The sequence below is a fragment of the Anaerocolumna sp. AGMB13025 genome, from assembly GCF_029689925.1.
Classification (GTDB): Bacteria; Bacillota; Clostridia; order Lachnospirales; family Lachnospiraceae; genus Anaerocolumna.
Map to the genome: position 1 here is coordinate 4,745,853 of NZ_CP121445.1, position 14,072 is coordinate 4,759,924.

Here is a 14,072-nt window from a genome sequence, read left to right on the forward strand (position 1 = left end):
CATTTTGAAGTTTATCAACTGGTATAACAAACCTTTTATTATTTTACATCTCTTTTTTCTATAAACACAGAAGCAACGCTGCTATAAACCAGTATTGCTGCAACAGCAGTAACCAGTACCGTCAGATGGATTTCATCGAAAGAATGAATGGCTAATACATGAATATTCCGCACCACCAGATATTGATCCAAATAATGAAATACATTATATCCGGATTTTTTAGCGATGATATCACCTAAGCAGCCTATGAATGCAGTAATAATGCCTAAGCTTAGAAAGATGCTGATTATTACCGGCATTATATTATTCTTAAAGACAGCGGATACCAATATCAGTAACATAGAAAAGGCTATATATAGTAGAAACTTCAGACCAACACACTGTAATCCTGGTAAAGGCATCCCGTAGGAAAAATTATCGAGGAATAGAATAGAACCAAGCTCCGTGGATAGAAACAATACAAAAAATTCTACTAATACAAAAATTGAAATAGTAATAAATTGGGCGTAAAGGAGGTGCCGCTTCTTCTTTATGCAGCTCATTATATTTCTTGTAAATCCACAGCTTTTCTGGACAGTAATAAACAGAACGGTAAAAATTCCTGTAAGAATCATGACAACTGCACCAGAGAGCATAACCGACATCTCCTCGAACACCGTTATCTTCTCCTTAATCAAATAATTCGCATTATAATTCAATCCTATAAAGTATCTTCCGCCTTCAGGCACGGAAACAACCACCCTGTTTAATTGTATTTTACCCCCTTTCTCCATTACCTCCTGCATTCTCTCGTTTAGTAAATAGGCACTGAAAAATCCCGTTATAGCCAAAGTTATTATTATAAAGTAAAAACTCTTACTTTTTAATAAACGGAACAGTTCCATTTTGATGATATTAAGCATTTTCATCCCCTCCGGTAAGTTCCATAAAATATTTTTCAAGACTTTCCTTTATCACATTAATAGAATTAACCTTAATACCATTTACAGATAGTTCCATGTTGATATTCCCCATTTCTTCCAGCCTTTCATAAATATAAATTGTTTTTTCATCAACGACTTTATAATCATGAATATCTAATCCGTCAAGAATAGTACATGCCCGGTCCGGTTCCTCCACTATAATTTCAATCCTTTCATGGCATTTTTGCATGATTTCCTCTTTTGAAAACTCCTGAAGGAGCTTTCCCTGATGAATGACTCCATAATGAGTGGCAAGTTTTGAAAGTTCTTCTAATATATGGCTTGATATAAGTACCGTTATATTCCTTTCCTGATTCAGTTTATGTATGATATCTCTTACCTCGGCTATTCCCTGGGGGTCAAGGCCGTTAATGGGCTCATCCAGGACCAGTAAATCCGGTTCTCCGACTAATGCCATACCAATACCCAATCTTTGCTTCATACCAAGGGAAAAGTTTTTAACCTTTTTATTCCCCGTATTATTAAGTCCCACTATATTTAAAATGTCATTGATATTTTCCTTTTTATATACTCCCATACAGATTGCTTTCAGCTTTAAATTATCAAAGGCGTTATAATTAGGATACAGACCTGGTTCCTCTATGAGCATTCCAATCCTGTCATATATCGTATCGATTGCCTTTCCCTGATAACCAAATAATTCTATCGTGCCGTCCGTTGGTGCCGCCAATCTGGAAATCATCTTCATGAAGGTAGTCTTGCCTGCTCCATTTCTTCCGATTAATCCATAGATAGCTCCCCTCTCAATATGTATGCTGATGTTATCAACTGCTTTTTGCTTTTTATATTGCTTTGTCAGATTTATTGTCCTAAGTAAATAATCACCCATTATTAACCTCCAAATGTTTATCAGTTTTATAGCATTTTATATATCCCTTTTCTCTATTACTGCAATGCCAAACATGCCATATAATAAAATTGCTGCAATTGATACCCCAAAAGCCCGGATACCGATTCCGTAAGGTGCATTACCAGACAGAAGTACAATGTTAGGTATCAGGTAATAATTCAGTAAGTTCAGGGGGACGCTGCTATTTATGAATAAAGCGCAATAGTGAAAGATAAAATAATTAAGTAAAGTACCAAAATTCCAGCAGAAGAAGATATGCAGGATAATACTGATCGGCGCATTTTTCAATGCAGTCACCACAAACAGAACAAGCTCTGAATAGGCAATATATAGTAGAAACTGCAAGCCCATATACCTTAATTGCTCTATGGATATCCCATGGAATAATTGCTTTATAAAAATCAGCGATGCAAGTTCTGTTACAAGCAGCAGCACGGCAAATTCCATTAATATGAATACGGATAGGGCAACTATATCTGAAAGAATAATATAACGCCTTTTCTTTATGCAGCTCGCTATATTTTTCATAAACCCGGAGGTTGTACCACCTATTACAAATATAATAGCAAATACTCCGGTAGATAAAAGGACCAAGGAACTGGATAATAAAACCGATGCCTCATCAAAGGCAGTCACCGTATTGGTTCCATTTACCAATAAGCGTGAATCATAATTTATCCCTAAGGGTAAGTTGGGTAAATCAAGCAAATCCCATGTTTGTCTCGGTTCAATTACCAGCCTTCCCCGCCCGTCGCTGGAATTTAAACCTTTACTTATGTAAAAAACATTAACCAAGGCCATAATTGCTATCATAAATAAAATGATATAACAGCTTTTATTTTTATAAAGCCGATACAGCTCCATTCTTATAACATTAAGCATTTTCCCACCTCCAGACCTGTTATATTTTTTTGAAACTTATCCATTGATTTTGTGTTACCTCCTTATCGATTTCTATGTGTAAAGTTTAACAGCAACTCTGTAATAAATCGCTAAGAAAAGTTTAAGATTTGTTAAAGATGAAATAATAAGATAAACTAATATTAGATTTCATAAACCGGTGAAGCTGGTTTCACATTCTATTCCTTGGTTATCAGCCAGGAACTTGCAATATGCAATGGCTGTATAGGAAGATATGGGTACATAAAATAACAAAAAGGGTATCTTAACTCCTCCATTCATCAATCGAAAGCGGAGCTTTGATTGATGAAACAAGGTGTTTAAAATACCCTTTGTTCCGTCATTGGGAGTTTAGCTTAAAGCCGATTCCCCAAACGGTTTCTATGTATTCTTCCTCAGAGAATTTTTTAAATTTATTCCTGATATTGCTGATATGTACATTAACCGTTTTGTCTTCTCCGATAAAGTATTCCTTCCAGGCATAATCATAGATGTCCTGCTTACTGAATACCCTGTTCGGGTAGGTTAGAAATAACTCAAGTATCAGGAATTCCTGCTTTGTAATATTAACTATCTTATCCCGGATACTGACCTCAAACGTATTCCGGTCAAGTTTTAAATCCTTACAGGTAAGTACGTTAACGGTCTGATTACCTTCCCTTCTCCTTAGCTGAACCATTACCCGGGCTACCAATTCCCTAAGTTCAAAAGGCTTTGTGATATAATCGTCAGCACCAAGGGTCAGCAGATCCACCTTAGAGTCAAGTTCGTCCTTGGCTGATATTACTATTACGGGAACCTTAGAAAAGGCTCTGAATTCTTTCAGAAAACTCTCGCCTGTAAGACCCGGCAGCATTAAATCCAAGAGAATTAAATCATACTGGCCGTTTTTAACGCAAAGACCTGCTTCCGTACCTGAAAATGCCTGTTTACATGAGAAACCATTTTTACCAAGAGCTTCTGTTATCATATTATTGATTGGTTCATCATCTTCTACGACTAATATATTCTGCATTTGCTTACCTCATTTTAAAGCACCTAAAAGCACCTAATATGTTAAATGTCATAATAAACTTAAGCTGTGAGACCCTGTATTCTAAAAATAATCCGAGAAATACGGGGTCTGCTGTTCGATGGCGTCCTCTAACATATCTACTGTTTCTGCACTACAGGATATCCTTCCGATCTTTTGAAGATAGTCCGGTCTCTTATATCCAAGCAGCATAGTTGTCATACTCTGGATATCGATTTTATCTGCACTTTTCTCAGTAGTACGGACAACTTCTCCTTTTCCGGCAGCCGTAATCCGCAGGGTGAAAGTTCCCTGGTTCCAGGATAACATCGGGTCCTCCAAAGTAAAGGTCCACTCCCTGTCGGCGGTATCCGGCTTAAAAGGATACTCTGCAACAAACATTTCCAAATCCACAATACGTGCCATAAAATACGGAGATATCGTTTCTTTAATATCCGCATCCTCAAGAAGAAAGGCCAGTGGTTCATCCGTATGGATATTACCTACTACCTTTGAAATCATGGAAAAGTGAGCACTGATAAAATTCCAGAGTCCGCTGCGGGCTTCTTCATTAATAAATATCATATCCTTAATATGAAAAACTTCATCCGATATCCAGTAAAGCACGTATCCATCCGGCTGACCCTCTTCGTTGTAATAAATAGCCGCCATGATATCATCCGTATCCCAAAGCCAATACTCATTCCAGGCAAGCTCATTACGAAGCATAGCGCCGTGTGTCTGCATGGCAAAACGTTCGTAGGCTGCTTTTACCTGGTCACTGTCCACTGTAACACGCTCAATCTCACCGGTTACCCGCTTATTCTTAGGCAGCTGGTAGTCGTTAATCTCAAAGGTTATTACATCCGATATGATCTCCCAGCCCTTTCTGCGGTAGTAAGGAATGGAATAAGGGAAAAGAAATGAGATGGACTGCTTTCGCTTCCTCATATTTTCAAGGGTTTTGCATAAAAGTTTATGCATTAATCCCTGCGCGGAATATTCCGGATAAGTTCCAACCCCTGTCAATCCCCCCATCTCAAAGGTCCGGTCAAAGATACGCACCTTAAAAGGATACACTGCTACCTGAGAGATTAATTTATCACCATCAAACCATCCAAGGACATCTGCCTGTTCCAGCACCGGCGATTTTGCCCGGATAATTTCATCCTCCTCCCAACCGCTTTGATGCAGTTCTCTGTCGGTTACCTGAAATACATACCGCAGCAGTTGATTATACTGCTCCAGGTGCTCGAGTCCTACTTTCTTCATTTTTAATTGCTTTCTTCTGCTCATACGAAACTCCCATCTTCGTGCCCAGCACGTACTCATTGTCCTGTTAATCTCATTATCCAGCAATATAGTCTAAATCATATCTCTTCATTCCTATTATTCGTTTATATTATTCGAGATAAATTTTTATGTTATGATGATTTTTATGTTATGATGATTTTCATATTTTACACCCATTGCATATCCCAGGCTGACCCGGGATATTCACACTTTATCCTCCAGTGATCCTTACCTGGATTTCTGTTAGGAATTCTTCTGTCTTCATCGATTCCCGGTTATCAATAATGTAGAGTTCAAAAGGATTACCAGCTATCTCATACCCTTTTTCCCCGGCATAGCAGAGCAGATTCCTGATACACTCCCTGCTCTTACGATAGTCCCCCCGGTAATAGCAGGAAAGATAAGACCCCTGGGGAATGAGAAAGTCATATTGTTTTGCATTGGATTCCAGTATAAAGAATACATTGTGGTAGCCGCCTTCCATACCCTGTTCAATATCCTCTATATCCACAGTAGCTCCAATTGCCTGGTTGCCAAAATCTCGAATCTTCCCTTCGTGCTTTCTATGGAGCTTCTTTACCGCAAAATCCATCTCCTCATCCCGGATTATATATTCATTTAAACGGACACAGGGTCTTACTCCCAAATTCTTTACCCTGTAAAGATCTACTGCTATTGTATCCGCTTCCTTTAGTGCATTCATTCGTTCTTTAATCAGTTGTTTCCGCAGTTTTAAGCCTTTTAACTGTTCGGTGATATACTCTTCTTCCTCCTTCAGCAGCGCAAGTGTATTATCTATGCTCTGGCGTTCCAGATAATCTTTGATCTGTTTCATGGAGAAATCCAATTTACGTAAATCCGAAATGATATTAAGTTTATAAATATCTTTCAGACTATAGAGTCTATAATCATTAATATCCCGCTTCGGTTTTAGAATCCCCAGCTTTTCATAGTAGCGCAGTGAATCCACGCCGATACCGTAAAGCTTTGAGATCTCATTAATTTTGTAATAATCCTTCATAGATTGAGCCTCCTTTTAGATACACCGTCGTACCTCTCAAGTCCGCATATAGTTTTATATTTACTTTCCTGCTTATAGTATACTCCTGTTTTTGGAAAAAATTAAGTACTTGACATTGGTATTATACCAGAGTTTAAACTAAAATGGTAGAACAAGAAAGATAAGAAGTGTGAAAGAAATTTATATGAGAAAGGTTGCCACACTGAGCATCTTTCACACATTCTAATTGTGGCAATATCCCAGGCCAGCCTGGGATATGCAATGGGTGTAAATTATGATTTACTCAAACGACAAAAAAATATCCATAAATGCGAAAAGACTCCTGTTTATTATCCTTGGAACCGGAATTTCTTCCTTTGGTATATATAATATCCACAGACAGACAAATATCACGGAAGGCGGTGTATTAGGTCTTATACTCCTATTAAACAATTGGACCGGGCTTTCTCCCGCTATTTTAACACCTTTACTGGATCTCATCTGTTATGCCTTCGCCTTTCGGTATTTGGGAAAGGATTTTATTAAGATATCACTTATCTCAACTTTAAGCCTGGCTGGCTTTTTTAAACTTTGGGAGATGTTTCCACCGGTTCTGCCAAACCTTACGGCTTATCCCCTGATAGCTGCCATAGGAGGAGGTCTCTTTGTAGGTACCGGAGTTGGACTTATTATCGGACAAGGTGCCTCCAGCGGAGGAGACGATGCCCTTGCCTTAATTCTCTCAAAGCTTACCCATTGCCGTATTTCCCGGGTGTATCTTGCTACCGATCTTACCATATTGCTTATATCCTTATCCTATATTCCTATTAGGCGGATTGCCTATTCCCTGGTAACCGTCACAGTATCCTCCCTGCTGATAGAATACGTACAAAAAGCCTGCCAGAAGGACGGCTTAAAAACAGGTATGCAGTTATTACCTTATAAATAAAATCAAAAAAGGCTGCTGCAAAATATTGACTACCAGCCAGGGTATTGAATTCTTCCCAGGTAATTTAGCCTTTACTATGCAACAGCCTCTTGGTTATTTTGTTTTTGGGTTCTATTTTTATATCCTGTTAAAAATCCATTATCCAGTTACTACTGCAAATCTTTGCACTTTAATATGGCAACTTATAGGTTGATTCCAACATTAAGTTCTATTTTCCCCAAATCAGTATCAAAATCAATTGCTAAAGTCTCGAAATTATTAATCTCCGCACTTTCTAAAATAACTCTGGGAGGATTAATCTTCACTGATACTCCAAAGGATGAAAATTTTGTTGCACAGGAACCTGCCATCATACTGGTTAATTCTCCCACTGCACTTTTTGCCATATCATCAAAAGCAGTAATAGTCATCCCCATCATCATGATTGAAGCTAATTTTTTTGCAGTATCAATAGGCATAGAAAGAGCAATATCTCCCTCAATTCCACCTTGGAAACATACTATTGTCGATAAATCTAAATTCAAGTACATCTTGTTTTTCTTTTGAATATTACTCCTTTTAATATTTGCAACGCCAAATTGACCTAATGTTACTGTAAAAGCTTCCATAATCGCATTTATATAATTAACATCCATACAGCTAATAATATCTCCTTTTAGTCTGCCCCATCCCTAAAGTGTTCGGATTATTGATTAACAAAATATCCTTTTCTTTGATTGAAATCATCAATAAGCTGTAATATTTTTATTTTTTGATACACTAAATATTGAAGCTCTTCTGTATTTTCTGTACTTTTATCAATTCTAGAATCAACATTACTTAATACGTTAAGCAAGTCATTGATTGTCTGTTCACTCATATAATCCTTATTCCTCTCTTGTTAGGTTATTGTTAGGTTATTGATATTTTAATTCATTTCGGTCATTCTTAAGATAAATATTATAACGTTCAGACTATATACCTATTAAGATGGGAAGAAAGAACTACAGAATAGCATTACTAACAAAAGGCTTCTGGATAATTATTACTTTGAGCAACAGGTTTGCTTACATTTATTGGATAAAGCCCGTCCCTTTACTCTTTCTCAACCCACGTTCTACAGATTGATATAACCAATTACAAAGACTGATATCTTCTTTTGCAGCATAAAAGCTATCTGAAACGCTTAAAGTATGTGGAGTTGTACCTTTCTTAGCATCAAGAGCGTAGTCGGTTATAAAATAATAATAATTCTTATGACTTGACGCTAGTGCTTTGGCAGAATTAATCATTTGCTCCGACCAAATATACTTATATTCCGAATCTTCTGTTAATACGCCATTCAATCTCTTTTGAAAATTTATAAGCAGGTTGTCATAAAGAGTATTGGACTGTAAAAATATTATATTAGGATAAACGGCAGCATCATAAGACAATGCCGCAGTAATCAGATCTGATTCTGGTGCATAGCCAAAGGTGTTTCTAAAATCAGCCTTCCAGTAGGAATCAATAATATCAGCCCATCGTTTGGTCTGAATATAGGAGCTGTCGCAATATTCAAAAATCTGAGTATTCGCTTCCTGCCTGGCAATATATGGCGTCCAGAATGCTGCGCCAAAGCCACCCGCACTTTCACCGCATATGAGTATTTTCTCCGGCTGTGCTGCATTATTAAAAAACCAGTCCAAACATGCCTGGACATTGGTTTTACCGTTATGATACGAGACGTGGGTTATATTATTTTTTTCGTAGGTTATCGTATTATTCCCTATATGGAAATCACCCGTACTATAAGGAATATAGACAAAATTCCAGTCATTGAATGGATTCCTATTATTGTCGGCTTCTAATATTCCACCCATTGTACTTAGCTTATAAAATGGAATATTTGCAAAATAGGTAGGCGCATCTCCTTTTAACATTCCCGTAATGGTTATAGGTGCAGCAGTAGATGCTTCATCCCAATTCATCCCGCCGCCCGAAAAGAATATAATCCATTTGTTGCTGGTACCTCTTTTTGTCAGCAAGTAATATTCCGAACCATCCCCTGATTTTACCAAACTGCCCAGCGTAATTTTATTCCATTTGTTTAATTCAGTTTTACTGAAATTACCAATCTGAGTTGGTCGTTTGATGATAAAAATAAATAGTATAGCACTTATAAATAAAATGGACATTATAACAATAAAAAGTACTATCCATATCCTTTTCCATATTTTCTTTTTCATATATACCACCTTTTTCTATCATTGTGAGTTCATATTCCAACAAGCTGCAATTATAGCTATACCGCATATGTCCTTATTATATACCAATAAAATGATAGTCTCAACCTGCATGAAACGTAAACTATTTTATTAATAATATCCTCAAAAATCCATCCATATCCGTCTGTGAAAATTCTTATTTAGACGAATTAACTCTGTTAGACGAATCAACTCTGTTAGACGAATTAACTCTTGACTTACTAAATTATATTAAGTAACATATAAATATTTAAGTACACAAACTATGTTTTGATAAAATGTATTATAAGCATTAGGACATGCTAAATAAGACCGTACAAAACGAAGCCAAATTTTTTTTACCAGGAGGAAAACATGTATACAGTAAAAGAAGTAGCTGAAAAATTAAACTTTACTGAACATACCATTCGTTTTTATACAGATAGGGGTTTGGTACCAGGTTTACAGCGTGATAAGAATAATATTCGTCTGTTTGATGACAGCGCAGTTGATTGGCTGGAATGCGTCAAATGTCTAAAGGAGTGCGGCATGTCCATAGACAGCATCAAAAACTATATTGACCTTTGCCAGCAGGGCGACTCAACGGTTCCTGACCGGTATGAGATTATATTAGAACAGAGCAAACATGCTTTTTCACAATTAGAAGAAGCAAAACAGCGAGCCAAATATATGGAACGAAAATTAAAGCACTATTCAGATATTATACAGCAGGGGATTCCTGATGATACAAATCCGGAAAATTGGGAGAAAAATCGATGTCGATAAAAGATTAAAATGTAACTCCTTCATGCTATATTGAGAAAACAGATAGTCTACGTACTTTTATACGAAACGAAGACTATCTGTTTTATTTTATACGCTGATATGAAATTGCTGATGCTTATGGCTGGGGGTAAAAATTTGATACGAATTATTACAGGCTTTATTATATAAAGTCTTTTATAAACTTTGAGCTGTCGGACGGACTATCATTTCATTGATATCTACATTAGCTGGCTGCTGGATTGCAAATAATATGGTATTTGCTATATCGTTGGCTTCCAAAGGAGTCCATTCTTTATTACCTAATTTCTCTAAAGCAGGAAATATAGAGGTATCCGTAATCGTGTTGCTTAATTCGGTTGCCACTGATCCGGGACAGATGAGGGTAGTCCTGATTTTTTGAGTTGACCCAATTTCTGCTCTCATTCCCTCTGTCAGTACCCGTACTGCAGATTTGGTAGCACTGTAAACGGAACTGGATGGAAAAATGACATGAGATGCAATTGAACCGAAATTAATGATATGCCCCTCATTGCGTTCTTCCATATGCTTATACACAACCGCCATCCCATAAAGAACACCTTTTATATTCACATCAATCATCTGTTCCCACTCGTTGACCTTTAAGCTTTTGAAGAAGGAAAGGGGCATAACTCCGGCATTGTTAATCATAATATCAATTTGCCCGTAAGTTTTTAGGGTCGCATCAGCCAGGGCTTCCATATCTGCATATGAAGTAACATCGGTAACTTTGAAGCTGGCTTCGCCCCCTTCCTTCATAATTTCTTTACACAATTCCCGCAGCCGCTCTTCCCTTCTTGCCGCCAGCATGACTTTGATTCCGTGTTGGGCAAGGAGCTTAGCCGTAGCTGCCCCCATTCCGCTGCTTGCGCCTGTTATAATTGCTACTTTCGTATTCATACATGATTCTCCTTTACAAATATATTTAAACTTATCACATAATTAGTATCATATGATATGTCTAAAATACTCCCTTCGAGTAACACGAAGTCAAGGACTTTTAAAACTTTTTTAAGGAGTTCTGCCCTGTATTCTTTTGAGTAACCACTTAAAGCCGTAGAATCACTTAATGAATTCGAGTGTCAAAAGGTTTTATATAGTACGGACAATTCCGCCATCAATTGTATGTTCCGCACCGACAATATAAGACGCTCGATTTGACACAAGAAAAGCTGCAAGTTCTGCTACTTCCTCCGGACGGGCAGTACGTCCTATTGGGATACCTCCTAAGGAATCCATTAATGACTGCCTTGCATCGTTATAACCACAGCCACGTTCGTTCGCCATCCGCTCAATTAACCGTTCTGCTGCCTTCGTTTCCGTAAACCCGGGCGCAATGCTGTTAACACGAATTCCCTTTGGAGCAAGTTCTGTTGCAAGGGCTTTGCTGTAATTTCCAAGTGCCGCTTTCGCTGCCGAGTATGCCATCGTATTTTCACCTGGAAACCTCCGCTGTATTGATGTGATATGAAGGATAACCCCATAGCTTTGTTTTAGCATCGGAGGCAGTAATCCGCGGTCTAACCGAACCGCTGCAAATAAATTGGTATCAAAGGTACGCTGCCAGTCCTCATCTGTCTGCTTTAGGACACCCCCTGTGGGTGTTGATGATCCGCCGACATTATTGACAAGAATATCCACTCCTCCAAAGCGTTCCAATATATATTCCACAATCTTTGCAGTGCCCTCAGGAGTGCTGATATCTGCCTGTATAAATAATTCAGTTTCTTTTAATTCCTCCGGAGTGGTTCGCGCTGTTGTAATGACTGTAGCCCCAGCTTTGGTAAGGCGCTTTACAATTGCCTCCCCCATTCCGCCCTTCGTACCACCAGTTACTAACACACGCTTTCCTGCAAGCTCCATAGGATCAATTGTTATATGGTTAAAATTTTCCATAAATAGTCCTCCTTTATTCATTCTATATGAAATTACTTTACCGTATCATAATATCAAAGATAATCTGACAACTTCATGTCAGGTTATCTTTGATATTGGACAGGAAGATGCAATTTACTAAAAGCCGTATGCCCTGTAGCAGCACCTATATTTTTTCTATACTGATTACCTGGCTTGCCCACGAACGATAAAATGCTTCCTCGTGAGACACTAACAGTACTGTACCGCCAAAACTTTTTAATGCATCCTGAAGGGCTTCTTTCGCAAGGGCATCCAGATGGTTTGTCGGTTCATCAAGAATTAAAAAGTTACAAGGAGATAACAGCAATTTGCAGAACTTCACTTTTGCCTGTTCGCCGCCGCTTAATGTTGACACTGCCTGCATTACATGTTCACTTTTTATGCCGCACCTTGAAAGCTGACGGCGTACCTCCTTGGTACTCATGGAAGGGTAGTAGGCAGTAATTATCTCAAGAGGTGACTGGCATGGACTTTCCCATATTATATCCTGTTCATAATAACCAAGCCGCACCGTGTCGGCAAATATAAAATCTCCTGACATTTTTTTAATTTGTCCGGTTAAGGTTTTCAGCAAAGTTGACTTACCAATTCCATTAAAACCGGTAATCACGATTTTCTGACCTCTGTTAATCGTAAGGTTTTGGAGAGAAAGCAACGGATAATTATAGCCGATCTCTAGATTTTTTACGTTTAGCATTTCCTGGGATGAACCCGTAGTTTCCAAAAAGCTGAAATCAGGCTTTGAGACAGAGGCCGAAGGCGGCGCAATACGAGCCATACGTTCAAGCTGTTTGCGTCTTCCCCTGGCGTTTCTGCTGTTATTGCCTGCTATATTCTTGCGGATAAATTCTTCGGTCTTTTTAATTTGCTGCTGTTGGGCAAGGTATCTGTGAATATGTTCCTCACTTAAGTGCTGTTTTTGTTTTAGGAAATCAGAGTATTTTCCCGTATATTTTCTGAGTTTTCCCGCATCTATATCACAGATGCAGCCAGAAATCTTTTCAAGAAAATCATAATCATGAGAAACTACAATAAAGGCATTGGGGAAGGCCGATAAATATTCTGAAAGCCACAGTACATGCTCCTTATCTAAAAAATTCGTTGGTTCATCAAGGAGTAAAACCTCCGGTTCTTCTAACAGCAGCATTGCAAGAATTACTTTAGCCCGCTGCCCTCCGCTTAACTCGGATATCAGCCTATTACCGCCAATAACGGATAACCCAAGTCCATTCATTACCTTTTCTATATGGGACTCGATATGATAGAACTCTCTGGCTTCCAAGGTGATTTGATACTTTGCCGCTTGCAATAAAGCTTTTTCGTCACCGGTACTAGCATATTGTTCGTAGAGTCCATTCATTTTTTCTTCAAGAGTATATAACTCACAAAACGCTCTTTTCAAATACTCCGTAATACTACAATCCCCTGTAATAACCCCATGCTGGTCAAGATGTCCGAGTTTTATATTTGACTGCCAAACAACATGGCCACCATCCGGAATAATTTCTCCGGATAATATTTTAATTAAGGTGCTTTTACCCGCACCATTCTGTCCGACAATACCCATGTGTTCCCCCTTAAATAACTCAAGGGCTTCGTTTTGATATAATATTTTCTCTCCATAAGTATGGCTCAAATTTGTAATTTCTAATAAACTCATAATAAATCCTCATTTCTGATAAAATAAAAGAAGGCCTTATGCATAAGCACAGACCTTCTGTTTTCTAAATGTACGATTGCAAACGTCACTAGCGCTCAGATTAATCCTGAGCAAACAAAAGGCCGCAGACAAAACATTGCCTACGACCCAATAAACCACTTAAAACCTTCTCGGAAAATAGGTTCAATAATTAAGCGTAACAAAATACGCTATCATAACCTATTCACCGATAAAGGAAAGCTTCACGCTTTTAGTTTATGCTCCGCACAATGCTTCATCGGCATCAATTGTACAGAGCAGATTCTTCTTTTCATTTCATCTATAATAACACGGTTTACCATAATAGCCTCCAATTAAAAAACATAAACTTTTTGTAGCATATCACATTGACGCTAAGTTGTCAATTATCAATAATCTGCTTAATCAATAATTTCAATAATCTGCTTAATCAATAATTCTGTCTAATCAATAATTCATTATCTGCTTTTTCTACTCATATT

Annotated in this window: 14 protein-coding genes; 2 read left to right on the forward strand and 12 right to left on the reverse strand. The window is 37.9% G+C overall.

Features of this window, described 5'->3' with window-relative positions; genetic code table 11:
• Positions 1–38 precede the first annotated feature (38 nt).
• From QA584_RS19575 to QA584_RS19600, 6 genes are all read right to left on the reverse strand, one after another.
• Positions 39–902, reverse strand: a complete 864-nt coding sequence (locus tag QA584_RS19575) for a hypothetical protein (RefSeq protein ID WP_278270791.1) — start codon at positions 900–902, stop codon at positions 39–41.
• Positions 895–1,812, reverse strand: coding sequence for an ATP-binding cassette domain-containing protein (locus QA584_RS19580; RefSeq protein WP_278270792.1), 918 nt, complete (start codon positions 1,810–1,812; stop codon positions 895–897). Before QA584_RS19580 ends, QA584_RS19575 begins: the two co-directional genes overlap by 8 nt.
• 36 nt (positions 1,813–1,848) lie before the next feature.
• On the reverse strand, positions 1,849–2,715 hold the full coding sequence (locus QA584_RS19585; protein ID WP_278270793.1) for a hypothetical protein: 867 nt from the start codon (positions 2,713–2,715) through the stop codon (positions 1,849–1,851).
• Between the two features lie 358 nt (positions 2,716–3,073).
• Positions 3,074–3,748 (reverse strand): response regulator transcription factor, encoded by a 675-nt coding sequence (locus tag QA584_RS19590; protein ID WP_278270794.1) that lies wholly within the window; start codon positions 3,746–3,748, stop codon positions 3,074–3,076.
• An 81-nt stretch (positions 3,749–3,829) separates the two neighbouring features.
• On the reverse strand, positions 3,830–5,041 hold the full coding sequence (locus tag QA584_RS19595) for a GNAT family N-acetyltransferase (protein WP_278270795.1): 1,212 nt from the start codon (positions 5,039–5,041) through the stop codon (positions 3,830–3,832).
• Between the two features lie 208 nt (positions 5,042–5,249).
• The gene (locus QA584_RS19600) at positions 5,250–6,059 is read right to left on the reverse strand and encodes a MerR family transcriptional regulator (protein ID WP_278270796.1); all 810 of its coding nucleotides are present in this window, start codon (positions 6,057–6,059) and stop codon (positions 5,250–5,252) included.
• A 274-nt stretch (positions 6,060–6,333) separates the two neighbouring features.
• On the opposite strand from QA584_RS19600, the gene QA584_RS19605 reads away from it, so the two are divergent.
• On the forward strand, positions 6,334–6,987 hold the full coding sequence (locus QA584_RS19605) for a YitT family protein (protein WP_278270797.1): 654 nt from the start codon (positions 6,334–6,336) through the stop codon (positions 6,985–6,987).
• 182 nt (positions 6,988–7,169) lie between these two features.
• Here QA584_RS19605 and QA584_RS19610 read toward each other — a convergent pair whose 3' ends face one another.
• The 3 genes from QA584_RS19610 to QA584_RS19620 form a co-directional block, all read right to left on the reverse strand.
• On the reverse strand, positions 7,170–7,622 hold the full coding sequence (locus tag QA584_RS19610) for a chemotaxis protein CheX (RefSeq protein WP_278270798.1): 453 nt from the start codon (positions 7,620–7,622) through the stop codon (positions 7,170–7,172).
• 50 nt (positions 7,623–7,672) lie between these two features.
• Positions 7,673–7,846: a hypothetical protein gene (locus QA584_RS19615; protein ID WP_278270799.1), complete on the reverse strand. Its 174-nt coding sequence runs from the start codon at positions 7,844–7,846 to the stop codon at positions 7,673–7,675.
• 193 nt (positions 7,847–8,039) lie between these two features.
• Complete coding sequence (locus QA584_RS19620; protein ID WP_278270800.1) at positions 8,040–9,194, reverse strand: pectin acetylesterase-family hydrolase; 1,155 nt, start codon at positions 9,192–9,194, stop codon at positions 8,040–8,042.
• Between the two features lie 372 nt (positions 9,195–9,566).
• Here QA584_RS19620 and QA584_RS19625 point away from each other — a divergent pair, with 372 nt between their 5' ends.
• The gene (locus QA584_RS19625) at positions 9,567–9,977 is read left to right on the forward strand and encodes a MerR family transcriptional regulator (RefSeq protein ID WP_278270801.1); all 411 of its coding nucleotides are present in this window, start codon (positions 9,567–9,569) and stop codon (positions 9,975–9,977) included.
• Between the two features lie 174 nt (positions 9,978–10,151).
• Here the strand turns inward: QA584_RS19625 and QA584_RS19630 are convergent, their stop codons facing one another.
• From QA584_RS19630 to QA584_RS19640, 3 genes are all read right to left on the reverse strand, one after another.
• Positions 10,152–10,895 carry an SDR family oxidoreductase gene (locus QA584_RS19630; protein WP_278270802.1) on the reverse strand — a complete coding sequence of 248 codons (744 nt, stop codon included), beginning with the start codon at positions 10,893–10,895 and terminating at the stop codon, positions 10,152–10,154.
• Positions 10,896–11,087: 192 nt separating this feature from the next.
• Positions 11,088–11,891, reverse strand: a complete 804-nt coding sequence (locus QA584_RS19635; protein ID WP_278270803.1) for an SDR family oxidoreductase — start codon at positions 11,889–11,891, stop codon at positions 11,088–11,090.
• Positions 11,892–12,036: 145 nt separating this feature from the next.
• Positions 12,037–13,572, reverse strand: a complete 1,536-nt coding sequence (locus QA584_RS19640; RefSeq protein ID WP_278270804.1) for an ABC-F family ATP-binding cassette domain-containing protein — start codon at positions 13,570–13,572, stop codon at positions 12,037–12,039.
• Positions 13,573–14,072 lie beyond the last annotated feature (500 nt).

Bases quoted from the DNA above. Each gene is read 5' to 3' on its own strand.
- QA584_RS19620 (WP_278270800.1), bottom strand. From the start codon at position 9,194: ATGAAAAAGAAAATATGGAAAAGGATATGGATAGTACTTTTTATTGTT.
- QA584_RS19580 (WP_278270792.1), bottom strand. From the start codon at position 1,812: ATGGGTGATTATTTACTTAGGACAATAAATCTGACAAAGCAATATAAA.
- QA584_RS19635 (WP_278270803.1), bottom strand. From the start codon at position 11,891: ATGGAAAATTTTAACCATATAACAATTGATCCTATGGAGCTTGCAGGA.
- QA584_RS19610 (WP_278270798.1), bottom strand. From the start codon at position 7,622: ATGGATGTTAATTATATAAATGCGATTATGGAAGCTTTTACAGTAACA.
- QA584_RS19590 (WP_278270794.1), bottom strand. From the start codon at position 3,748: ATGCAGAATATATTAGTCGTAGAAGATGATGAACCAATCAATAATATG.
- QA584_RS19615 (WP_278270799.1), bottom strand. From the start codon at position 7,846: ATGAGTGAACAGACAATCAATGACTTGCTTAACGTATTAAGTAATGTT.
- QA584_RS19585 (WP_278270793.1), bottom strand. From the start codon at position 2,715: ATGCTTAATGTTATAAGAATGGAGCTGTATCGGCTTTATAAAAATAAA.
- QA584_RS19605 (WP_278270797.1), top strand. From the start codon at position 6,334: ATGATTTACTCAAACGACAAAAAAATATCCATAAATGCGAAAAGACTC.
- QA584_RS19575 (WP_278270791.1), bottom strand. From the start codon at position 902: ATGCTTAATATCATCAAAATGGAACTGTTCCGTTTATTAAAAAGTAAG.
- QA584_RS19600 (WP_278270796.1), bottom strand. From the start codon at position 6,059: ATGAAGGATTATTACAAAATTAATGAGATCTCAAAGCTTTACGGTATC.
- QA584_RS19640 (WP_278270804.1), bottom strand. From the start codon at position 13,572: ATGAGTTTATTAGAAATTACAAATTTGAGCCATACTTATGGAGAGAAA.
- QA584_RS19595 (WP_278270795.1), bottom strand. From the start codon at position 5,041: ATGAGCAGAAGAAAGCAATTAAAAATGAAGAAAGTAGGACTCGAGCAC.
- QA584_RS19630 (WP_278270802.1), bottom strand. From the start codon at position 10,895: ATGAATACGAAAGTAGCAATTATAACAGGCGCAAGCAGCGGAATGGGG.
- QA584_RS19625 (WP_278270801.1), top strand. From the start codon at position 9,567: ATGTATACAGTAAAAGAAGTAGCTGAAAAATTAAACTTTACTGAACAT.